The following is a 20,789-nucleotide window of genomic DNA, read 5'->3' as shown; positions in this document are numbered from 1 at the left end:
CGGAGGCCTACCGTTCGGTAGCGTGGCGCACATTCACGATCTTACCGCCCTTGAGCAGGCGGCAGCCGTACGTACGGGTGAACTTTCTCCTGTCCAGATCACCGAGCACTACCTGGAGCGTATCGAGCGGCTCGACCCCGGCCTGGGGGCGTTCGTCACGGTGACCGCGGAGCGGGCCCTGGCCCAGGCGCGCGAGCAGGAGGCCCGGCTCGCCGCCGGCGACACGGAGGACCTGCCCCCGCTGCTGGGCGTGCCGATCCCGATCAAGGACCTCAACTTCGTCAAGGACGTTCCGGTGCACTTCGGCTCGGCCACGTACGAGGGGTTCGTCGCGCCCGCGGACGACAGCGTGGTCGAGCGCCTGCGGGACGCCGGCACGATCATGCTGGGCAAGACCAGCACCCCCGAGTTCGGCATGCCCTGCTACACGGAGACCTACCTGCACGAGCCCACCCGGACACCGTGGGACACCACGCGGTCGGCTGGAGGGTCGAGCGGGGGAGCGGGGGCCGCCGTCGCGGCCGGTCTCGCGCCCGCGGCGCAGGGTAGCGACGGCGCGGGCTCGATCCGCATCCCCGCCTCCGTCTGCGGCCTGTACGGCATCAAGCCCAGCCGCGGCCGCATCTCCGCGGCGCCCATCATGCCCGACCTCGCGGGGCTGTCGACCAACGGGCCGCTGGCCAGGAACGTCGCCGACGCCGCGGCGCTGCTTGACGTCATGGCCCACAACAACCCCGGCGACCTCTACCACGCCCCGGCGCCGGCGCTCGGGTCGTTCTCCGCCTACGCCGGGCGCGACCCGGGCCGCCTGCGGATCGCCAGGTTCGCCACGCCCGCCGTGCCCGGCGCGGAGGTCCACCCCGACGTGCTCGCGGCGTACGAGAGCGCCTCGGCGGTGCTGGAGTCGCTCGGCCACGAGGTCGAGGAGATCGCGCCGCCGTTCGGCCCCGACGTCGTGCCCGAGTTCGTCAAGATGTGGTTCAGCTTCTCCTGCATGCACCCTGTGGCGGAGGAACTGGAGCCGAAGCTGCGCCCGCTCACCGCGTGGCTGCGCGAGCGGGGCCACGCCGTCTCGGCCCCCGAGTTCCTCCAGGCGCAGTCGACGCTCCAGCTCGCCACCCGGTTCGCGCTGCTCGTGACCGACGCCTACGACGCGGTGCTCTCGCCGACCGTCACCCAGCCGCCCGTGCCGGTGGGCTGGTTCGAGGACGTCGAGTCGCCCGAGGAGACGTTCGAGCGGATGATGCGCTTCGCGCCCTTCGCGGCGATCTACAACGTGAGCGGCCAGCCCGCGGTGAACCTCCCGCTCTACTGGACGCCCGACGGCCTGCCCATCGGCGTCATGCTGGCGGGCAGGTACGGCGACGAGGGGACGCTCATCTCGCTGTCGTCCCAGGTGGAGGCGTCGGTCGGCGGCTTCTGGGGGGATCGCAGGCCGCCGGTCTGGTGACGGCTACCCCCGAAGCAGTTCGACGACGTACGCCGAGACGTCGGCGAGCAGCGTGGCCGGCCGCACCGGCGCCGCCGCCACGGCGGAGAACAGGGCGGGCAGCCCCGGCAACGGGAAGCCGTCGTCGGCGGTGACCGCGGCGGCCGCCTCGTGCTTGGCCAGCGCGGCGCGGCTGCGCTCCCACGCCTCCAGCACCTCCTCCGGCGACGGCACGCCGAAGCCGTGCCCGACCGGGGCGGCGTGGCGCAGCCGTACGAGCGGGGTCTCGGCGAACGCGAGCGCGATCCGGCAGCGGGCGGACAGGCCGTCGAGGTCCGCCACCCAGTCGAGGGCGGGACAGGGGGTGCGGCACCGGCCCGCGCAGGTGGCGAGGGCCCCCGCCACCTGGCTGTGCTGCCGGTCGAAGTAGGCCCGCCATCCCGCGGGCGGCTCAACGGCCACCCGCAGCGTCCGCTCGGCCGCCGAACGCTCGGCCCTGGTGTGGTCACACTCCCGGTCGGGCATGACCCCGAACCGGCTGCCGGGGGCGCGCAGGCCCTCCGGCCAGCGAACCGGGTCGCCCGCGTGGCCGAGCGCGGGCTCGAAGGCGAGCAGCGGGAGATACTCGCTGCAGATGTGCACGGCCGCGATCATCGAGCTGAGCTCGCGCCGCCGCCAGCGGGCCTCGACGACCTCGAGGAGCAGCGCGTACGCCGGCCGCAGCGAGTCGAGCGCGCCGCGCGGCTGCTCCCTCGGCGTCTGCGGCATGTGGCACGCACGGGCGCGCCTGCGCAGGTCCGCCGGCACCGTCTGGGCGTCGATCTCGGTGTGGAAGTCCTCGGCGTCGAGGGTGAGCAGCCGCTGGCCGAACTCGCAGACCGACGCCACCAGGGCCGCCCGCCCGCCCTCCCCGAGCACGGCCGGCGCGAGCGCGCCGACGTCGCCGAACGAGTACCTCCCGGCCAGGGCGATCAACAGGTCGTGGGCTGAGTGCACCCGACGACCCTACTCAGGGCGCCGAGGGCCGTCCGCCGGGCCGTCCCACGCGCGCGGCGGGCGGTCGGGCAGGACGCGCACCTCGCCGAGGTTCTCCGGCGCGTCCACCAGGTATTCGCCGGTGTCGTCGTAGGTGGCGGCGTCCCGCAGGCGCGAGCCCTCGATCACGTCGACCCGCCTGATCCAGCCGAGCCTGCGCCCCGCCACGGCCCGCACCCTGTCGCCCTCCCGCAGGGGGCGCCACATCTCCTCGCTCAGGCACATGGCCCTGACCTCGCGCGAGCCCCCTTCGTCGATCGCGCACCAGTACGTCCACTTGGGGGTGTCGTTCGCCTTGCCGCCGTCCCCGAAGCGGCGCAGCCGGACGATCTGGCCCTCCACGGTCGCCGCACCGCCGAGGTCGGAGATCGCGCGGACGACCGGCAGGCCGGCGACCGCCAGGCCCACGGCGAGGGCGGCGGGCAGGACCAGCCCGTCCGGCCACACGCCGAAGGCGGCGGCGACCACCAGGAGGATCCAGGTGAAGAACCCGGTGAACCAGCCGGCCGCGAGGCCCCGCAGGATCGTCGCCCCCGGCGGCCGTCCCCACAGCAGGCGTGAGGGGTAGCGGACGTTCACGACGTGCCACATCCCGCCGTAGTCGGACCAGGCCCGGTTGTCGTCGGCCGGGGTGCTGACCGGAAGGCTCCTGACGGCCCGCGGCGCGAGCCCGACCGCGGCGGCGTACGCGAGGTGGCGGCCCCAGATCGTGACCGAGGCGGCGGGCTGCTCGGCGAACCGCCCGGTCGCCCGCAGGTGCTCGCGGACGCCGAGCCAGTGGGCGGCGGCCCTGGCCCCCTCGGCCGTGCCGCGCTCCCCGTTCAGCCTGCCCATCAGCGCCATGAGCAGGGCGAAGGACACGATCGCCGCGCCGGGCCCGCCGTCGTGGTTCCCGCGGGCGTCGTCGGCCGCGACCGCGATGCCGATCGCCGCGGCGGGGACGACCGCCGCCACGCCGAGGAGCAGCGCGTGGGCCCTGCTCCAGCGCGGCCGGGACAGGCCCTGCGCCCGCGCCTCGACGATCACCTTCTTGCGGAAGCTCTTCCACCACCGGCCGAGGTCGCGCGAGCCCTCGGCCAGCGCTCCCGTCGCCACCACGCCGTCGACGGCCAGCGAGCGTACGTGGTCGTAGACCAGCCGCTCGTACGGCCGCAGGCCGCCGGGCTCTCCACGCAGCCGTACGAGGGACAGCTCGGGACCGATCTCCTCGACGGCCACGACGCCCCTGGCGGCCAGGTCGAGCAGGGTGGCCGAGGGCGCCTCGTCGCACAGCCGCCAATCGCCCGTGATCAGGTCGACCACCGCGGGGGACTGCTCGTCGAGCTCCCCGGTGGCCGGCCCCGGCTCGACGTCCGGGTTCCTCGTCGCCATGGCGAGCGCGAGCAGGAGCAGCAGCCACAGGCCGGTCGCCGCCGCTGCGGCAATCCAGGCGCCCATCGTCAGAACCTGACCTGCACGGGGCCGCGCTCCTCGCCGGGCGCCCGGAAGTACTCGCGGGGCGTGAAGCCGGTCATGCCGGCCACGATGTTGGCGGGAACCGTCTGTATGGCGTTGTTGTAGGTCAGGACGGCGTCGTTGTAGTACTGCCGGGAGTAGGCGATCCGGTTCTCCGTGGCGGCCAGCTCCTCCTGCAGCTCGGCGAAGTTGGCGCTCGCCTTGAGGTCGGGGTAGGACTCGGCCACCGCGAACAGGCTCTTCAGCGCGCCGGACAGCATGTTCTCGGCCGCCGCCTGCTCCTCGGGGCCCCGGGCGCCGATGGCCTGGGAGCGCGCCGCGACGACGGCCTCCAGCGTGGCCCGTTCGTGCGCGGCGTAGCCCTTGACGGTCTCGACCAGGTTGGGGATCAGGTCGTAGCGGCGCTTGAGCTGCACGTCGATCTGCGCCCAGGCGTTGTCGGCGTTGTTGCGGGCGCGTACGAGGCGGTTGTAGACGGAGACGAGCGTCGCGACGAGGACGGCCACGACGGCGAGGACGACGATCATGGGGATCATGGGGGCCTCCTGCACGGACGGTAGTCCCGGCCCGTTCGCCCTGTAAACGGCCCGGCGCGCCGCACCGCTGACGGTGCCGCGACCGGTGAACGACCCGGTGCGCCCCATGTCACCCCGGCGGCCTTGCACGGGGCTTGCGCCCCGCTTTCGGGGCGGCGCACGGCGACCGCCGGGTGGGGTGGATACCCGATGAAATCTTCGTGAATCCCGCTTCGGGATAGTTCCGGGGCTTGATCGTAAACGTTTACGATCACCGCGGTTGATCTTTGGACGAGATCGGAGAACCGAATTGCCCCACGGTCACACCCCCCTCGGTCGCCTTTGCGACTGGCATCCCCGCCGCGGCTTCGCCGGGCCCGCCCGAGCCGTCGCCGCCGCTTTGTCCGTGACGATGGTGGTGAGCCTCGTGGAGGAGGTGCCGGCCCGGGCCGCCGCGACCACCGCGGCGGCGCCGTCCCCCGCCCCCGCCACGGCCGCCGCCTCCGCCGACCCCTCCGCGACCCCCGACGGCGGGCCCAGCGCCGCCGACGAGCCGTCGGCCAGGCTCACGGCCCGGCTGACGGGCCGCAGGACCGAGATCGAGTCCCTGCGAACCGAGACGTCCACCACCTACGCCAATCCCGACGGCTCGCTCACCATGGAGTCCTTCTCCGGTCCCGTCAGGACCAGGCAGGGCGACGGCTGGGCCCCCGTCGACGTCTCCCTCGTGAAGATGACGGACGGGACGGTGGCGCCGAAGTCCCACTCCCGCGGCCTGCGCATCGGCGCGCGGGGACAGGCGCGGTCGGCGGCGGCGGACACCGACCTGATCACGCTCGGTGAAGGTGACGCGCAGGTCACGCTCCAGTGGCGTGGCGCGCTGCCGGCGCCTCAGGTGTCGGGACAGGACGTCACCTACCCGGAGGTGTCGCCCGGAGCCGACCTGCGGGTGACCGCGACCCGGACGGGAGCCGAGCAGTTCCTGATCCTCAACCGCAGGCCCGGCGGCGAGCTGTCGTACCGGCTGCGGCTGAAGGCGCCCGGCCTGAAGGCCCGCCAGACCGGCGACGGCGCGATCGAGCTCACGGGCAAGGACGGCAAGGCCGTCGTCACCGTGCCCGCGCCGGTGATGTGGGACGCCACGGTCGACCAGGCGTCAGGGGAGCACCCGCGCAGGGGCGCGGTGCGGATGACGCTCGACGGCAAGGACCTGGTCGTCACCCCCGACCCCGCCTTCCTCGCGGACCCCGCCACCGTCTATCCGGTCACCGTGGACCCCTCGGTCAACCTCGGGCAGGTCTTCGACACCTTCGTCCAGGAGGGCTACGGCACCGACCAGTCGGGGTCGACCGAGCTCAAGCTGGGCAACAACGGCAGCGGCCAGGTCGCCAGGTCGTTCATCACCTGGAAGACGCCCGGCATCGCCGGCAAGAAGATCCTCTCGGCCACGCTCAACCTGTGGAACTTCCACTCCTGGTCGTGCACCGCCAAGAGCTGGGAGGTCTGGGCCGCCAACCGCGCCTCCACCTCCTCGCGGTGGCCGGGGCCGGCCATGGCGGCCAAGTACGCGGCCTCCACTCAGACCAAGGGCTACAGCTCGTCCTGTGCCGACGGCTGGGTCACCGCCAACGTCACCTCGCTGGCCCAGTACTGGGCCGACAACGGCTGGTCGGAGTCCGGCATGGGGCTGCGAGCCACGGACGAGTCCGACCCCTACGGCTGGAAGCGGTTCAACTCCGGCAACGCGTCGTCGCACGTGCCGTACATCTCGGTCACGTACAACTCCTACCCGACCACGCCGCTGTCGGCCTGGATCTCGCCGTACAGCGACTACACCGACGGCGGCACCACGACCCACTGGACGAACACCACCACGCCCCAGCTCAGGGCGCACGTGGGCGACCCCGACGGGGGTAACGTCCGGGGCCTGTTCGACGTCTACGACGGGAGCACGCTGCTCTTCAACGACGTCTACGGAGGCTACGTCGCCAGCGGCGGCTTCTCGTCGGCCTCCGCGCTGGCGTCGGGCAAGCTCGTGAACGGCAAGACCTACTCGGTCCGCGCCTGGTCGAACGACGGCTCGCTCACCTCCAAGGCGTACCAGACCTACACGTTCACCGTGGACACCACCAAGCCGCCCGCCCCGTCCATCACCAGCACCTCCCACCCCAACGACGGCGGCTGGTACGGCGACGCGGGCAAGGTCGCCACGTTCACGATCCAGCCGGCGAACGGCGACACCGGGTGGATCGCCTACAAACTCGACGACGGAGCCGAGACCCGGGTGCTCACCACCGGCGCCGCCAAGGCCGTCTCGGTGACGCCGGCGAGCTCGGGGACGCACACGCTGAGCTTCTACACCGTGGACAAGGCCGGCAACGCCTCTCCCACCGTGAGCCACGAGTTCAACGTGGGCGCGGGAACGGTCGTCTCGCCCACCGACGGGCAGCGCACGGCTCGCCGCCTGGAGCTCGCCGCCGCGGGCCGCGGAGAGTTCGACCGGGTGACCTTCCAATGGCGCAGGGCCGAGACCGACGCCTGGGCCGATCTTCCCACCGCCGCCGTGGCGGGCGCCGACGGCAGGACGCTCACGTCCTGGCCGGTGACGGCGACCGCGGCGAACGGCTCCGCCAAGGTGTCCGGCCTCACCTGGAACATGGTCGACCAGCTCGGCGGGGACGCCGCCGTCCAGGTGCGAGCGGTGTTCGCCAACGGATCGGGCGGCTCGGCGACGACCGCGGCGGTCGACGTGGTCGCCGACAGGCAGGCCACCGGCGCCGCCACCGAGGAGATCGGCCCCGGCACCGTGAACCTGCTGACCGGCGACTTCCGCCTGGAGGCCACCGAGGCGTCGGAGTTCGGTCTTTCGCTCTCGCGCACCGCCTCCTCCCGCGACCCGCTCCTCGGCACCCGCGTCAGCGGGCAGACCTCGCCCTTCGGGCCGGAATGGTCGGCGGGCGGCGTGTCCGAGGTGGCGGAGACCGACTACGCGACGCTCCGCGAGACCTCCGCGACGTCGGCCGAGCTGACCCTCGTCGACGGGACGCCCATCCAATTCGTGAAGTCGGCGAGCGGATGGAAGCCGGAGGAGGGCGCGGAGGAGCTCACGCTCACCGGCCCGGCGTCCGGCGCCTACACCCTGAAGGACTCCGACGGGGTCGTCACCACGTTCACCAAGCCGTCGGGCTCGGCCGTCCACCTGGTGGCCACCACGACGCCGCCGGGCGAGCAGAACGTCACCCGCTACGTGTACGAGACGTCGGGCGGCGCCACCCGTCTGAAGGCGATCGTCGCGCCGACGCCCGCGGTGGCCGATCTCGCCGCCGACTGCGCCCTGCCCGCGCCCAAGGTGGGCTGCCGTGTGCTTGAGCTGGTCTACGCGACCACGACGACCGCGACAGGCTCGTCGCTCGGCGACTACACGGGCCGCGTGAGCAAGGTGCTGTTCCACGGCGCCACGCCGGGCGCGTCGGCCGGGCAGGCGACGATGGGCACGCCGGTCGCGCTCGCGCAGTACGCCTACGATGCCTCGGGACGGCTCCGCGAGGCGTGGGACCCGCGGGTGACCCCCGCGCTGAAGACGGCCTACGCCTACGACGCCGCGGGCCGTGTCACCTCGCTCACCCCGCCGGGGACGCTGCCGTGGACCTTCCAGTACGGCAGGGCGGGCGACCCGGCCGACGGCAACGACGGCCGGCTGCTCTCGGTGTCCCGGCCGGCGCTCAAGCAGGGCACGGCCGACCAGGTGGAGGGCGAGGCCCGCACCACGATCGTCTACGACGTGCCGCTCGACAAGGCGGGCGGCGGCCCCGCCGACATGCGGCCGCAGCACACGGCGGCGTGGGGCCAGCGGGACAACCCGACCGACGCGACCGCGGTGTTCCCGGCCGACCAGCGGCCGGGCTCCAGCACGGGAGCGCAGGCGTCCTGGACCCGGGCGAGCGTGACCTACCTGGACGCCAACGGCCGTGAGGTGAACGGCCTCACGCCCGGCGGACACCTGACCACCCGGGAGCATGACAAGTTCGGCAACGTCGTACGCGAGCTCACGGCGGGCAACCGGGAGCTGGCGCTCGGCCGGGGCTCAGCCGATCGGCTCGCCGAGCTGGGCCTGACCGGCCTCGGCACCGCCGAGCGCGCCGAGTTGCTGTCGTCGCGGACGATCTACGACGACGAGGGCCAGCGTGAGCTGGAGAAGCTCGGCCCCGTTCACACCGTGACCCTGCAGGCGGCGGCCCCCGCCGTGGCCGGCCTGCCCGACCTGCCCGCGGGCTCCCAGGCCGTCGCCCGCGCCCACACCGTGAACACCTACGACGAGGGCCGGCCCGCCGACGCGCCGACCAGGAACCTCGTGACCAAGGCGGCGGCCGGCGCCGCGATCCTCGGCAGGCAGGGGCCCGACGCCGACGTGCGGGTCACCGCGACCGAGTACGACTGGAAGCTCGGCCAGGCCGTCAAGACCGTCCAGGACCCGGGCGGCCTCGCCATCACCAAGACCACGCAGTACGACGACCAGGGCAGGGAGATCAGGTCCACCCTTCCCAAGGGCTCCGACGCGGGCACCACGGTGACCACGTACTACTCGGCCACCGGCTCGGGAGACTGCGCGGGCCGTCCGGAATGGGCCGGGCTCGTCTGCCGCAAGGCGCCGGCCGGGGCGATCACGGGAGGCGGGTCGAACCCGTCCCAGCTTCCGGTGAAGACCACGACGTACAACCGGTTCGGCGATGTCGTCACGTTCACGGAGTCCGCGAACGGCACGACCAGGACCACCACCACCGACTACGACACGGCCGGACGCCCGGTCACGACGTGGACCAGCGGGGGAATCGGCGAGCCGCTGCCCGCGGCCAACGTCTACTACGACCCAGCGACGGGCGCCGTGCTCGAGAACCAGCGGATCGACGCGGCGGGCAAGGTGATCGAGCGGGTCGTCACGGCCTACGACAAGCTCGGCAGGACGATCTCCTACACCGACGCGGACGGCGGGGTGACCAGGACCGAGTACGACCTGCTCGGCAGGAAGGTCAAGGTCGCCGACTCCGCGCCGTCCACCACCGTCTACGCCTACGACCACCAGCAGGAGCCGCGAGGGCTGGTCACCTCCCTCACCGACTCCGTGGCCGGCACGTTCACCGCCGAGTACGACGCCGACGGCGAGATGACCGGTGGCGACCTGCCCGGCGGCGTGCACCTGGTGGCCGAGGGCGACGAGACCGGCGCGGACACCTCCCGGATCTTCACCCGGGACGGCGTGGCCGAGCCGCTGCTCAGCGAGCAGGTGTCGGAGTCCGTGCACGGTCAGTGGCTCACCCACGCGCGCAGCGACTCGGGCGCGTCCCAGGTGTACGGGTACGACAAGGCGGGCCGCCTGACGTCGGTGCGCGACACCGCGGGCGAACAGTGCACGCTCCGGCGGTACACCTACGACGAGAACTCGAACCGCACCCGGCTCGCCGTGCAGACCGGTGAGACGGAGTGCCCGCAGGCCGACGACTCGGCGGCGGCGATCACCGCGTACGGCTACGACTCGGGCGACCGGCTGGTGGGCGACGGGTACGCCTACGACGCGCTCGGCCGGACCACGTCGCTGCCCGGGGGCCGGTCGCTGGAGTATCACGTCGACGACCTGGTGCGCCGCCAGACGATCGGGTCCGACCGGATGACCTGGTCGCTGGACGCGGCCGGCCGGATCAGGTCCTTCACGGCCGAGACCGAGTCGGGCGGCACGTGGAGCCCGTCCTGGACCAAGGTCAACCACTACGGCTCCGAGAGCGACTCGCCCGACTGGATCGTCGAGAACGTCTCGACCGGGGACGTCACGAGGAACGTCTCGGGAATCGACGGCGACCTCGTGGCGACCACCGCGAAGACCGGTGACGTCCGGCTTCAGCTCACCACCCTGCACGGCGACGTCGGGACCGAGCTCGTGCTCGGCACGGGCGAGGCCACGGTGCTCGACGCCGACGAGTTCGGCGTGTCGCGCTCGCGGCCCCAGCGGTACGGCTGGCTGGGTGGCAAGCAGCGGTCGGCCGAGACCCTGGACGGCGTGATGCTCATGGGCGTGCGGCTCTACGATCCGTCGCTCGGCCGGTTCCTCCAGCTCGACCCGGTCGAGGGCGGCAGCGCCAACGCCTACGAGTACTGCATGGGCGACCCGGTCAACTGCACGGACCTCGACGGGAAGTGGGCCTTCCTGGTCCGCCTCGGCGTCCAGGCCTGCATCCGCTTCTGCGCCCGGGCCGGCCGGGCGATCTGGAGCGGGGCGAGGTGGGCCGCTCCCCGGGTGGCGCGCTGGGGCAAGCGCTGGGGCCGCCGCGGCTGGCGCTTCGCCTACAGGACCGCCCACCACGGGCGGGTCTGGACGAGCCGCGGGGGCTACATCGGCGGCGCCTCCGGCGTGGGGTACTGCGCCTACCGGCGTGCCTGGCGCAACTGCCACAACTACTTCTGGCGCGGAGCCGCGCTCGGCGGCATCTCCGGCGCCGGATGGGGCACGTCGTACGGCGTCTTCCGCGGCGTGAGGTACGGCTACCGCATCTATCGCAGATGGCGGCGGATCTTCTGAGCCGCGCGAACCGGGGGCATCGGGAGGAGCGCTCCTCCCGGCGCCCCCGCCTTCTCGTCTGCCTGGCGGGCCTGCCGTTCCTGACCGGTGCCCTCCTTCTGGCGGCGGGAGGCGTGACCGGATGGCTGTGGCCCGCCGTGGCGGCCCACGTCGCGTACTGCGCGTGGCTGCCGGGCGGGCGGTTCACGACGGCCCGTTCGCGGCGCAGGGAACTGGCCGGGGCCGCCTACTGGCTGGCGTTCGGGCCGCCGGCGTTCTGGTGGGCGCTGCGTGCCGGGGAGATGGGGATGCGGCCACCGGCGGCCGTGATCGCCGCCTCGGCCGCGGTCGTCCTGGGTGCCGTGGCGATCAGTGACGGCGTGCTGCACGTCGTCCGCGCGTTCGGCTCGCGGCCCCCGTCCCCTCCGGAGAACACGACGCAGCCGGAAAACAGCGGCGCGGAAGACAACGACGCCCCCTGACCACGCTGGTCAGGGGGCGTCCGTGGTACGGGATCAGGATCAGGCGGAGGCGTCCCGCGCCCGGGCGCGCAGCGCCCGGCTGACACCGTCCGCGCCCTCCAGCAGCAGGCGCCGCAGCGCGTGCGGCGGCTGCTTGTCGCTGATGTGGTCCTGTGTGCGGGCCACGGTCTCCGGACGGATCAGCAGCGCGGGGTAGCAGCCGATGGCGAAGTTCTGCGCCATGTCGGAGGTCCACTCGCTCCAGATCCGCCCGACCTCCTCGAAGTACCGGTCGGCGTACGGCTCCAGCAGCTCGGGGTGCTGCGGGTCGACGAAGCCGAGGATCGTGGCGCGCAGCAGCGCGCCGCTCAGCTGTCCGCCCACGATCGTCGCCCAGGTCTCGGCCTTGGCCTCCGGGGTCGGGATCGAGGCCCGGCTGGTGGCGGCCGAGCGCTCGCCGGTCGCCGTGGCGTCCCTGGCCAGCTCCGCGTCGATGTCCCCGCTGCCGAGGACGCCGCCGGACACGAGCGACTGGATGAGCGTCCAGCGCAGGTCGGCGTCGACGGTGAGGCCCTCGAGCACCTCGGTGCCGTCGAGCACGCCCTTGAGGAACGCCAGGTCTTCGGAGGAGGTGGCGGTCGCGGCGAGGGCGTTGACGTAGGCGAGCTGGTGGTCCGAGCCCGGCTCGGCCGCCGCGACGAGGCGGCGCAGCGCGCCGGCCAGCTCGGCCAGGCCGGTGGCCCGCCACGCCGGGTCGGCGTACTGCTGCACGGCCTGGCGGGCCTGACGCAGCACGGTCTGCAGGACGGTCATGTCGCGCACCGAGTCGATGCCGGAGACGACGAGCTTGACGTAGTCGCGGGTGGCCATCTCGGCGTCCCGCGTCATGTCCCAGGCGGCCGACCAGCACAGCGCGCGGGGCAGCGACTCGGTGAACGCGGTGATCCCGCCGCCGACGAGGGTGCGCAGCGATCGCTCGTCGAGCCGGATCTTGGCGTAGGTGAGGTCGTCGTCGTTCACCAGCACCAGGTCGGGCTGGACCTCGCCGACCAGCTCGGGCACGGCCGTGCGCGCGCCGACGACGTCGAGCTCGACCCGCTTGGTCCTGGTCAGCACGCCGTCGCGCAGCGAGTACAGGCCGATGGCCACCCGGTGCGAGCGCAGCGTCGGGTGCTCCTGCGTGGCCTCCTGCAGCACGTCGAAGCTCAGGAACCGGCCCTCGTCGTCGGTCGTGAACGACGGCCGCAGCGTGTTGACGCCCGAGGTCTCCAGCCACTCCTTCGACCAGGACGACAGGTCGCGCCCGGAGGTGCGCTCCAGCGCCGACAGCAGGTCCTGCAGGGTGGTGTTCTTCCAGGCGTGCTCGTTGAAGTAGTCGCGCACCCCGGCGAGGAAGTTGTCGAGCCCCACGTACGCGACGAGCTGCTTGAGCACCGAGGCGCCCTTGGCGTACGTGATGCCGTCGAAGTTGACCTCGACGGCCTGCATGTCCGGGATGTCGGCGGCGATGGGGTGGGTGGAGGGCAGCTGGTCCTGCCGGTAGGCCCAGGCCTTCTCGACGTTGGCGAACGTCGTCCACGCGCCCTGGCCCCACCGGGTGGCCTCGGCCTGGCACAGCACGGACATGTAGGTGGCGAACGACTCGTTCAGCCACAGGTCGTCCCACCAGCGCATGGTGACGAGGTCGCCGAACCACATGTGCGCCATCTCGTGCAGGATCGTCTCGGCGCGGCGCTCGATGAGCGCGTCGGTCACGCGCGAGCGGAAGACGTAGTCCTCCAGGAACGTCACCGCGCCCGCGTTCTCCATGGCGCCCGCGTTGAACTCCGGCACGAACAGCTGGTCGTACTTGCCGAAGGGGTAGCGCAGGCCGAAGACGCGGTGGAAGAAGTCGAAGCCCTGCTTGGTGACCTCGAAGATGTTCTCGGGGTCGAGGTACTGCGCGAGCGAGCGCCGCACGTAGATCCCGAGCGGGATCCCGTCGTGCTCGTCCCGCACGACCGCGTACGGCCCGGCGACGAGGGCCGTGATGTACGTCGACATGACGGGGGTCGGCGGGAAGTGCCAGCGCCTGGCGGCCTGCAGCGTGCCGTGCCGCCCGCGGTGCTCCGCCAGCGCCTCGACCGCGTCGGGGGCGGCGTTGGACACCACCTCCCAGTCGCCGGGGGCGAGGACGGTCAGCTCGAAGGTCGCCTTGAGGTCCGGCTGGTCGAAGCAGGCGTACATCCGGTGCGCGTCGGCCGTCTCGAACTGGCTGTGCAGGTAGACCTGCTGGTCCACGGGGTCGACGAAGCGGTGCAGGCCCTCACCGGTGCGCATGTAGGAGCAGTCCGCGTCCACGCGCAGCTCGTTGTGCCCGGCCAGCCCCGGCAGCGGGATGCGGCCCTTCTCGGCGTCGTAGGTGCTGACGTCCAGCTCCCTGCCGTTGAGTACGACCTTCCGCACGTGCGCGCCGTGCAGGTCGATGAACGTGTCCGCCCCCTCGCGGTCCGACGTGAAGTGGACCGTCGTGATGCTCTCGAACCGCTCCTCGCCCTCCGTCAGGTCGAGTTCGACCTGGTAGGACTGGACGGAGAGCAGCCGAGCACGCTCCCGAGCCTCGTCCCGTGTCAGATTCCCTGCCACACCCGCTCCTCATCACATGATCAACGCCCCCGATCCCCGCCGCCCCGTCGCGTCAGGGATTGCATGAATCCTGCCACGTCGCGGCGACAAGGCGGATTCGAGATCGCTCCTACCTGGAATAGGAGATTTCTTGCCCGGGTTGACGACCGAGGGAACCATAGTCCGTTCGAGAGGGTGTCACAGTGTCCGACCGAAAGCTTGTCGATTTCTGGTTCGACCCCGCCTGCCCCTGGGCGTGGATCACTTCACGCTGGATCCACGAGGTGGCCGCGCTCCGTCCCATCGACGTGCGCTGGCACATCATGAGCCTGGCGGTGCTGAACGAGGACAAGGACATCCCCGACGACTACCGCGAGCGGATCAAGCAGACGCTCGGCGCCGTACGGGTGGTGGCCGCCGCCGCGGACAAGTACGGCGAGGAGGTCCTCGGCGACCTCTACACCGAGATCGGCCGGCGCTTCCACGACGAGGGGCGCGAGCGCGGCCGGGACACGATCGCCGAGGCCCTCACCGCCGCCGGGCTCGACCCCGCGCTGGTGGCGGCGCACGACTCGGACGAGTACGACGAGGCGATCCGGCGCTCGCACGGCGAGGGCATCGACCTGGTCGGCCAGGAGGTCGGCACGCCGGTCATCGCCGTCGAGGGCGCGGCGTTCTTCGGCCCCGTCGTCTCGCCCATCCCCAGGGGCGAGGCCGCCGCGCGTCTGTGGGACGGCGTCCTGCTCGTCGCCGGCACCGACGGCTTCTTCGAGCTGAAGAGGTCCAGGACCCGCGACCCGATCTTCACCTGAGACTTCACAGGCTCCTTCACCGTCGCGCGAAGTGACCGGAAAGGTTTCCGCTGGAAGGCTCGCCATCTGACAGCGGAGGCGCAAGGATGAGTGACATGCGTCACCTCTACGTGAACGGAGCCTGGGTCCCGTCCTCCTCCCGCGAGGCCGTCGACATCGTCAACCCCGCGACCGAGGAGGTCGTGGACCAAGTGCCCGCCGGGGCGCCCGCCGACGTCGAGTCCGCCGTCGCCGCCGCCCGTGCCGCCTTCCCGTCGTGGTCGGCCCTGGAACCGGCGGAACGCGCCGCGTTCCTGGGGGCGTCGGCCGGGCTGCTGCAGGAGCGCGCCAAGGAGATCGCGGCGACGATCGCCACCGACATGGGAGCCCCGCTCACGCTCGCGCTGAAGGTGCAGACGCTGATGCCCGCCGAGGTGCTGGCCTCCTACGCCGACCTCGCCAAGCGGTACGAGTTCGACGCCGGCCGCGTGGGCAACTCGCTCGTCGTGCGGGAGCCCGTCGGCGTGGTCGGCGCGATCACGCCGTGGAACTACCCGCTCCACCAGGTCGTGTGCAAGGTGGCCCCGGCCCTCGCGGCCGGCTGCACCGTCGTGCTCAAGCCGAGCGAGGTCGCGCCGCTCGCGGCGTACGCGCTGGCCGACATCTTCCACGAGGTCGGCCTGCCGCCCGGCGTGTTCAACATGGTCAGCGGCCACGGGCCGGTGGTCGGCGAGGCCATCGCCGCCCATCCGGACGTGGACATGGTGTCGTTCACCGGGTCCACCAGGGCCGGCCGCCGGGTCGCGGCCCTCGCGGCCGAGACGGTCAAGCGGGTGGCCCTGGAGCTGGGCGGCAAGTCGGCGAACATCATCCTCCCCGACGCCGACCTGGAGAAGGCGGTGAAGAACGGGGTCGCGGGCGCCTACCTCAACTCGGGCCAGACCTGCTCGGCGCTGACCCGGATGCTCGTCCACTGGGACCAGTACGACGACGCCGTACGGCTCGCCGTGGCGGCGGCCGGCGCCTACGTCCCCGGCGATCCGTTCGCCGAGGGCACGCGCCTCGGGCCGCTGGTGTCCGCCGCCCAGCGCGACCGGGTCGTCAGGTACATCAACCGCGGCCAGGAGGAGGGCGCCCGGCTCGTGCTCGGCGGGACCGACAACCCGATGGAACGGGGTTACTACGTCGAGCCCGCGATCTTCGCGGGCGTGTCTCCCGGCATGTCGATCGAGCAGGAGGAGATCTTCGGCCCGGTGCTGTCGATCATCCCGTTCGCGTCGGAGAACGAGGCCGTCGAGATCGCCAACGGCACGCCGTACGGGCTGGCCGGGGCGGTGTGGGCGGGCACCGAGGACAAGGCGCTCGCGGTCGCGCGCCGCCTGCGCACCGGGCAGGTGGCGGTCAACGGCGGCCGTTTCAACATGATGGCGCCGTTCGGCGGCTACAAGCACTCCGGGATCGGGCGCGAGCTCGGCGAGTTCGGCCTGGAGGAGTTCCTGGAGGTCAAGGCCATCCAGCTGTAGGACGTCAGGGCGCCTGCAGGAGGATCTTGCGGCGCTCGTCCTTGCCCAGCCGGTCGACGTACAGCGTGCCCTCGAGGTGGTCGAACTCGTGCTGGAAGCACCGGGCGAGCATGCCGCGGGCCTTGACGGCGACGGGCCGGCCGAGCTTGTCGACCCCGCGCAGGGTGACCCCGGCGGCGCGGGGGGTCGGGGCGTACAGCGGCTTGCCGGTCTCCTTGCCGGGCACCGACAGGCAGCCCTCCTCCTCGACGACCTGCTCGGGGTCGTCGATCGTCAGCTCCGGGTTGATCACGTGGCCCTTGCGGTTGCTGATGTCGTAGACGAACAGTCGCCGGCCCACGCCGATCTGCGGCCCGGCGAGCCCGACGCCGTCGGCCTGGTACATGACCGCGAACATCTCGTCGATCAGCCGGCGCAGCTCGCGGTCGAAGTCCGTCACCGGTTCTGCGGGGGTACGCAGGACCGGGTCGCCGACATAACGAAGCTCGCGCATGACACTCCTGTCAAGCCGGAGGGTGTAAGGGACGGAAGCCCATCTCGGCTATTACTTTAGTGGAGCCCGGGGTCGTCTCCGCCAGAGGCTTTCTGGGAAACTTGTGTCGTGCGTGTCTACATCGGTGCCGACCATGCCGGCTACGAGCTGAAGAATCACCTTGTCTCCTGGCTGAAGGAGCAGGGCCACGAGGTGGAGGACTGCGGTCCCCACGTCTACGACGCGGAGGACGACTACCCGCCGTTCGTGCTGCGCGCCGCGCAGGGCGTGGCCGGCGACGCGGGCAGCCTCGGGGTGGTGATCGGCGGCTCCGGGAACGGCGAGCAGATCGCCGCCAACAAGGTGCGGGGGGTGCGTGCGGCCCTCGCCTGGAACGAGGACACGGCGAAGCTGGCCCGCGAGCACAACGACGCCAACGTGATCAGCCTGGGCGCCCGGCAGCACACGCCGGAGGAGGCCGCCAGGTTCGTCGGGCTCTTCCTGGCCACGCCGTTCTCGGGGGCCGAGCGGCACGCCCGGCGGATCCGCCAGCTCGCCGACTACGAGGCGACCGGCGAACTGCCGCCGCTGCCCGCCTGACCCCGTCTAACCCTGTCTAGCTCTGCGCCTGGCGGGTGTCCCTGTCGCGTCCCCGGCGGGGCTCCCGCCGGGGCGCCTCGTCGCGCAGCGGCCGCTCGTCGGCGGCCTCCTGCTGCTCCGGCGTCGGCCGGGACACGTCGCGGGCCCGCATGGCCGTGATCGCGGTGATCTGCAAACTCTGCAACGCCATGTTCTGGAGCCTACGCGGTTCCGAAGCCTGCGCCCCGGCTGTCGGCGGCGCGTCTCAGAACACCCGGCAGCCCCAAGGGGCCGGGTCCCACGCCATCGCGGCCGACAGCTCGCGCAGGGCCCCCGGCCGGTGCTCCCGCACCAGCCCGGCGTCCGCCGCCGCCCGCAGGGGCCGCCCGCCGAGGTACGCCGCGCCCAGCACGTCGACCGGCAGCGTGAGGTCGGCGGGTGCGCCGGTCGGTTCGCAGGACGCCTTGTCGGTGACGAGGCGCCGGCGGCCGGCGTTCCACGGGCAGAACTCGTCCTGGACTTCCAGCACCAGGTCGGCCGGGGCCGCGTAGGCGCGGGAGGCCAGGGCCCGGTCCACGTCCACCAGGCGGATCCACAGGTCGTCGAACCAGGCGGCGTTGAGCCGGCGGGGTTCGGCCAGCAGGTGCGTGATCGGGTCGTCCACCGGCCGCCGCTCGGCGTGGACGACCGAGCACAGGTCCCGGTCGAGGACGCCACGCCAGACCAGCGCGTACGCCGCGGGGTCGGAGGCGAACAACTCAAGGAGCCGGACCTCCCCGTCCGGCACGCCGTGCTCGTCCCAGTCGGCCTTCGCCCGGAACAGCGCGTAACCGCGCGCTCCCGCCGCGTCCTCCGCGATCAGGCAGCGCAGCGGGCCCATCCCGCCGCGGTCGTGCTCGGTGTCCGGGAGGATCTCGGTCCGCCAGTACCCTTCCGAGCGCCCGTACAGGCCGGGACGGCCGGGGCGTACGGCGTCGTAGATCCGCCGAAGATCGGCCAGCGCATCCGCCGGGGTGGCCACGCGCAGGCGCAGCGCCGGGTCGGCGGGGGCCGAGCGCGTGAAGGCCGATCCGTGGGTGGGGATGCGGAAGTTCAGGGTGTCGGCGGCCCTGCCGTACCCGAAGCGCCCGTAGATGCCCGCCTGGCTGGCGTAGAGCGCGGCGACGGCCTCGCGGCCGTCCTCGTGCAGGCCGTGCAGCTGCCGGGTCATCAGCGCGGTCAGCACGCCGCGGCGGCGATGCGAGGGGAGCACGCCCACCGACGTGACACCGGCCACGGGGATCGGCCCGCCGGGGACCGTCATCTCGAAGGACAGCGCGCCGGCGCAGCCGACCATCAGGTCGCCGTCGAAGGCGGACAGCAGGCGGTCGATCTCCAGGACATCGAGCCACCGGTCGGCGATCTCCAAGGGATAGGTGGCGCTGAACGCCTCATAGTTGACGGCGACGAAGGCCGGCCACTCGGATGCCTCGATGGGGCGCACGGCGATGCTCATCGAAACACCGTAGAAGCGGGCCGCCGCGTGAGGCGACCCAATATCCGTGCCGGATGATCTAGACGTTGGTCAAGCAGGTGCCGCCACCTGGGATGTCCGGATACAGTCGAGGCCATCATGACTTCCCGTCCGGCGCCGCTGATCCCTCCTCGGCTGCGCGCGCTCCTGGCGCGCGTGCCGCTCCTGGTGCCGTTGGTCCGTTTTGTCAGGAAAGTTTGGTCGAAGGACCGGTACCTCCTCATCGCTCTCGTCGTGCTCACCATCGTGGTCGGCGTGCTCGACGCGGAGGTGTCGCCGTACTGGTTCTCGCCCTCGCTGCTGATCCTCTTCACGCTGATCGGCGGCCTCCAGCTCCGGCTGCGCAGCCTCGCGATCCTGCTGTGCGTGGTCGTGGCGTCCCTGGCGTACATGGGTCCGGTCAGGGGAGTGCTCAGCGTCGGCCCCGGCCTGCTGATCACGATGGCCTTCACCGCCGTGCTGGCCTGGATGATGGCGCGGACGCGGGGCAAGCTCGGCGTCCAGGGGCTGCGCGGCGACGCGATGCTGCTGGAGCTGCGCGACCGGCTCAAGCGGCAGAGCGAGCTGCCGCCGCTGCCCAAGGACTGGGGCGGCAAGGTGGTGCTGAAGCAGGCGGGGGGATCGTCGTTCGGCGGCGACTTCGTCGTCTCGATGCGGGAGGGCGACCGGGTCCGGGTGGCGGTCGTCGACGTGTCCGGCAAGGGCGTGGACGCGGGAACACGCGCGCTCATGCTGTCGGGCACCTTCGGAGGCCTGCTCGGCTCGGTGGACGACTTCCTCGCCGCGTGCAACTCCTACCTGCACCGCCAGCTCGGGGACGAGGGGTTCGTCACCGCCGTCCACCTGGAACTCGACCTGTCCACGGGGGAGTACACGATCACCTCGGCCGGGCACCCGCCCGTGGTCCGGTTCGACTCCGGGTCGGGCACGTGGCGGGTCTCCACGGCGAAGGGCGTCGTGCTCGGCGTGGTGCCCGACCTGGCCTGCGAGACCGACAGCGGGGTGCTGCGCAAGGGCGACGCGCTCATGCTGTTCACCGACGGGCTGATCGAGCAGCCCGGCCGGGACATCGACGCCGGGCTCGACCGGTTGCTGGGCGAGGCCGAGCGGCTGCTGCCGTCGGGATTCCGCGACAAGGCCCGGCAGCTCGTCCAGTCGATGTCCTCAGGCCACAACGACGACTGCGCGCTCGTCCTGATCTGGCGCCCCTGAGTTCCTACAGCCAGCCGGAGTCGGTGGCGATCCTGACGGCGTCGACGCGGTTGCGCGCTCCGGTCTTGACGAGGATGCGCGACAGGTGGTTGCGCACGGTGCCGACGGACAGGCCCAGCTCGGCGGCGATGTCCTTCGACCGCGCGCCCCCCGCCGCGAGCCGCAGCACCTCGTGCTCCCTCGGCGTCAGCGGGCAGTCGGCGGCCTCCAGCGCGGCGACCGCCAGCTCGGAGTCGACGACCCGGCGTCCGGCGATCATCCGGCGGATGCCGTCGGCGAGTTGCTCGGGGGCCACCTCGATGCTCAGGTAGCCCAGGACGCCCGCCGCGAAGGCCCGCTTGACGTGACCCGGGCTGGGCTGCGCCGACAGCAGCATCACGCGGCAGCGCGGCGCCTTCTCTCCGAGCCGCGCGGCCGCGTTGAGCCCGTCCACCCCGGGCAGGTCCGCGTCGATGACGGCGGCGTCCGGCCGCACGTCCAGGGCCGCGGGCACGATGTCCTCGCCCGACCCGACGTCCGCGACCACCCGCAGGTCGTCCTCCCCGTCGAGGGACGCGACCAGGCCTCGCCGTACCAACGGAAGGTGTTCGGCCACCAGAATCCGGATCAAGGCTCTCCCCTCTGGACGTCTCTCAAAGGGTGATCGACCAACT

At 72.4% G+C, this 20,789-nt stretch carries 15 protein-coding genes; 7 read left to right on the top strand and 8 right to left on the bottom strand.

Annotated features, from left to right (window positions below):
* Positions 1–22: 22 nt before the first annotated feature.
* Positions 23–1,450 carry an amidase gene (locus IL992_RS38075; RefSeq protein ID WP_193208160.1) on the top strand — a complete coding sequence of 476 codons (1,428 nt, stop codon included), beginning with the start codon at positions 23–25 and terminating at the stop codon, positions 1,448–1,450.
* A 3-nt stretch (positions 1,451–1,453) separates the two neighbouring features.
* On the opposite strand, the gene IL992_RS38070 is transcribed toward IL992_RS38075, so the two are convergent.
* Genes IL992_RS38070 through IL992_RS38060 form a run of 3 tightly spaced genes read right to left on the bottom strand, consistent with a single transcriptional unit; the run spans position 1,454 to position 4,455 of the window.
* Positions 1,454–2,425, bottom strand: a complete 972-nt coding sequence (locus IL992_RS38070) for a hypothetical protein (protein ID WP_193208159.1) — start codon at positions 2,423–2,425, stop codon at positions 1,454–1,456.
* A 9-nt stretch (positions 2,426–2,434) separates the two neighbouring features.
* The gene (locus tag IL992_RS38065) at positions 2,435–3,901 is read right to left on the bottom strand and encodes a DUF2207 family protein (RefSeq protein ID WP_193208158.1); all 1,467 of its coding nucleotides are present in this window, start codon (positions 3,899–3,901) and stop codon (positions 2,435–2,437) included.
* 2 nt (positions 3,902–3,903) lie between these two features.
* Positions 3,904–4,455 (bottom strand): LemA family protein, encoded by a 552-nt coding sequence (locus IL992_RS38060; protein ID WP_193208157.1) that lies wholly within the window; start codon positions 4,453–4,455, stop codon positions 3,904–3,906.
* A 391-nt stretch (positions 4,456–4,846) separates the two neighbouring features.
* Between IL992_RS38060 and IL992_RS48010 the strand changes: the two genes are divergently transcribed.
* Both IL992_RS48010 and IL992_RS38050 read left to right on the top strand, forming a co-directional pair.
* A complete protein-coding gene (locus IL992_RS48010) occupies positions 4,847–11,002 on the top strand; it encodes a DNRLRE domain-containing protein (RefSeq protein WP_264295173.1) in 6,156 nt (2,051 codons plus the stop codon).
* Positions 10,984–11,463: a hypothetical protein gene (locus tag IL992_RS38050; RefSeq protein WP_193208155.1), complete on the top strand. Its 480-nt coding sequence runs from the start codon at positions 10,984–10,986 to the stop codon at positions 11,461–11,463. Before IL992_RS48010 ends, IL992_RS38050 begins: the two co-directional genes overlap by 19 nt.
* A gap of 39 nt (positions 11,464–11,502) precedes the next feature.
* Here IL992_RS38050 and pepN read toward each other — a convergent pair whose 3' ends face one another.
* On the bottom strand, positions 11,503–14,067 hold the full coding sequence (pepN, locus tag IL992_RS38045; protein ID WP_193208154.1) for an aminopeptidase N: 2,565 nt from the start codon (positions 14,065–14,067) through the stop codon (positions 11,503–11,505).
* 182 nt (positions 14,068–14,249) lie between these two features.
* On the opposite strand from pepN, the gene IL992_RS38040 reads away from it, so the two are divergent.
* Positions 14,250–14,858, top strand: a complete 609-nt coding sequence (locus tag IL992_RS38040) for a mycothiol-dependent nitroreductase Rv2466c family protein (protein ID WP_193208153.1) — start codon at positions 14,250–14,252, stop codon at positions 14,856–14,858.
* 95 nt (positions 14,859–14,953) lie between these two features.
* The gene (locus IL992_RS38035; RefSeq protein ID WP_193208218.1) at positions 14,954–16,360 is read left to right on the top strand and encodes an aldehyde dehydrogenase family protein; all 1,407 of its coding nucleotides are present in this window, start codon (positions 14,954–14,956) and stop codon (positions 16,358–16,360) included.
* Positions 16,361–16,364: 4 nt separating this feature from the next.
* Here IL992_RS38035 and def read toward each other — a convergent pair whose 3' ends face one another.
* Positions 16,365–16,853 (bottom strand): peptide deformylase, encoded by a 489-nt coding sequence (gene def / locus IL992_RS38030; protein WP_193208152.1) that lies wholly within the window; start codon positions 16,851–16,853, stop codon positions 16,365–16,367.
* Positions 16,854–16,961: 108 nt separating this feature from the next.
* On the opposite strand from def, the gene IL992_RS38025 reads away from it, so the two are divergent.
* Entirely contained in the window at positions 16,962–17,432 is a 471-nt protein-coding gene (locus tag IL992_RS38025; protein ID WP_193208151.1) for a ribose-5-phosphate isomerase, read from the top strand.
* 16 nt (positions 17,433–17,448) lie between these two features.
* On the opposite strand, the gene IL992_RS38020 is transcribed toward IL992_RS38025, so the two are convergent.
* Positions 17,449–17,622 (bottom strand): hypothetical protein, encoded by a 174-nt coding sequence (locus IL992_RS38020; protein ID WP_193208150.1) that lies wholly within the window; start codon positions 17,620–17,622, stop codon positions 17,449–17,451.
* Positions 17,623–17,676: 54 nt separating this feature from the next.
* A complete protein-coding gene (locus IL992_RS38015; RefSeq protein WP_193208149.1) occupies positions 17,677–18,906 on the bottom strand; it encodes a GNAT family N-acetyltransferase in 1,230 nt (409 codons plus the stop codon).
* A gap of 117 nt (positions 18,907–19,023) precedes the next feature.
* Here IL992_RS38015 and IL992_RS38010 point away from each other — a divergent pair, with 117 nt between their 5' ends.
* Positions 19,024–20,136: a PP2C family protein-serine/threonine phosphatase gene (locus IL992_RS38010; protein WP_193208148.1), complete on the top strand. Its 1,113-nt coding sequence runs from the start codon at positions 19,024–19,026 to the stop codon at positions 20,134–20,136.
* Positions 20,137–20,140: 4 nt separating this feature from the next.
* Here IL992_RS38010 and IL992_RS38005 read toward each other — a convergent pair whose 3' ends face one another.
* The gene (locus tag IL992_RS38005) at positions 20,141–20,746 is read right to left on the bottom strand and encodes a response regulator transcription factor (RefSeq protein WP_193208147.1); all 606 of its coding nucleotides are present in this window, start codon (positions 20,744–20,746) and stop codon (positions 20,141–20,143) included.
* Between the last annotated feature and the right edge of the window lie 43 nt (positions 20,747–20,789).

The sequence above is a fragment of the Microbispora sitophila genome (assembly GCF_014892245.1).
GTDB lineage: Bacteria > Actinomycetota > Actinomycetes > Streptosporangiales > Streptosporangiaceae > Microbispora > Microbispora siamensis.
This window is presented reverse-complemented; position numbering and strand designations above follow the sequence as displayed.

Bases quoted from the DNA above. Each gene is read 5' to 3' on its own strand.
- IL992_RS38065 (WP_193208158.1), bottom strand. From the start codon at position 3,901: ATGGGCGCCTGGATTGCCGCAGCGGCGGCGACCGGCCTGTGGCTGCTG.
- IL992_RS38060 (WP_193208157.1), bottom strand. From the start codon at position 4,455: ATGATCCCCATGATCGTCGTCCTCGCCGTCGTGGCCGTCCTCGTCGCG.
- IL992_RS48010 (WP_264295173.1), top strand. From the start codon at position 4,847: ATGGTGGTGAGCCTCGTGGAGGAGGTGCCGGCCCGGGCCGCCGCGACC.
- IL992_RS38050 (WP_193208155.1), top strand. From the start codon at position 10,984: ATGGCGGCGGATCTTCTGAGCCGCGCGAACCGGGGGCATCGGGAGGAG.
- IL992_RS38035 (WP_193208218.1), top strand. From the start codon at position 14,954: ATGCGTCACCTCTACGTGAACGGAGCCTGGGTCCCGTCCTCCTCCCGC.
- def (WP_193208152.1), bottom strand. From the start codon at position 16,853: ATGCGCGAGCTTCGTTATGTCGGCGACCCGGTCCTGCGTACCCCCGCA.
- IL992_RS38020 (WP_193208150.1), bottom strand. From the start codon at position 17,622: ATGGCGTTGCAGAGTTTGCAGATCACCGCGATCACGGCCATGCGGGCC.
- IL992_RS38015 (WP_193208149.1), bottom strand. From the start codon at position 18,906: ATGAGCATCGCCGTGCGCCCCATCGAGGCATCCGAGTGGCCGGCCTTC.
- IL992_RS38010 (WP_193208148.1), top strand. From the start codon at position 19,024: ATGACTTCCCGTCCGGCGCCGCTGATCCCTCCTCGGCTGCGCGCGCTC.